Origin of the sequence: Dyella choica, assembly GCF_003977665.1 — a bacterium.
Taxonomy (GTDB): domain Bacteria; phylum Pseudomonadota; class Gammaproteobacteria; order Xanthomonadales; family Rhodanobacteraceae; genus Dyella_B; species Dyella_B choica.
In genome coordinates this window covers 1-1,146 of the sequence record NZ_RYYV01000066.1, presented here as the reverse complement: position 1 = coordinate 1,146, position 1,146 = coordinate 1, and the positions used below count along the sequence as shown (strand labels likewise).

The 1,146-nt window shown below is 54.5% G+C and carries 1 protein-coding gene; it reads left to right on the top strand.

The window, feature by feature from the left end; all coding sequences use genetic code 11:
- Positions 1 to 666: 666 nt before the first annotated feature.
- The coding region (locus tag EKH80_RS23700) for a hypothetical protein (RefSeq protein WP_148110440.1) at positions 667 to 1,146 on the top strand (480 nt) is incomplete at its 3' end.

Sequence of the window (1,146 nt, the reverse complement as noted above, 5' to 3'; positions counted from 1 at the left end):
AAGGAAGCGATCGCCCGTCACTTTGAAGAATCACAACGGGCAGGCGGCACAAGGTCAGTGGGCTGGTTGTCGTAGAGCTTCTTGGTTCCGGTGTTTCTGCTGTCCAAGACGGGCCGGCTCAGAGTTTGAGACGCCCTCACGTTTTGATGCTTGCCTCTTCATCGGTTCGGCCATCTCGCCGAGTGGGGACGTCAGCGATTTACGACGAGGGTGCTTGAAAGGAGCGGGGCGTCGCCTTTGCGAAATCTTGCACTTACTTGCAGTTCGTCGACTACGACACATCACAGCGGGCACTTGCGGCGTTAGTATCGTTCTGGGTTAATGCCTCACAGGGAAGACAAGGGGATCTGCATGGATGACTGCCACCCTCAACGCGTCTGCCGCCATCGCGCCGCGAATGCCGTCGACAATAGCGCTACTGAGCAGATTGGCGACTCTGGCGGCACGCTGCATAAGAATCTGATCCGCAGCTTCACCACGCGGAGCAAGCTCGCCTGGGCGATAGGCGAGCCGCAGTCATACTTTCCAACCTCAGCGCGAACCCTTGCTGCGACACCTCCAACAATCAGGTGCATGGCGCCGATGGCTTGAGCGTCCAGCGCCAGCTGACGCCATGGGATGGAAAAGGATATATGCGATGAAGAATGCTATCGAAGGAGAAGGGACATGAATCGTATCAGTGCTTTTATGTTGAGGCTGTGCATGCTCTTGTGCATTGCCTATTGCACATCTGTGCAAGCTCAAACGGTTACGCCACCTTATCCGAGTGCGACCTATACAAGTCGGGCGGCCGCTTGGCACGCTTGCGAAGCCGACATCCCGGCTTCAATTGAATACATGAGTTCAGCATATCCATCGCCTGATAGCGTGGTACGGCAGTACTGCACGGAGTTCCCCATGCCCGACAACAACCTGTTTATGGAAGTAATTCCTCAGCAGGTTTATTTTATGCCAGCACTAAACATTTATCAGAATAGCGGCTATTCATCCCCTGGCGGAATGCCAGTCTATGCCGATTATTATGTGACCTTTGTGTGCTCGGATCAGAGCCTGAGGTTTCCCCACGAATTCATAGTGGCGCACACATCTGATCGGCCACCGATGTTGGCAATTCTCGCAGTCGCATCAGCCACTGCGATATTCGCT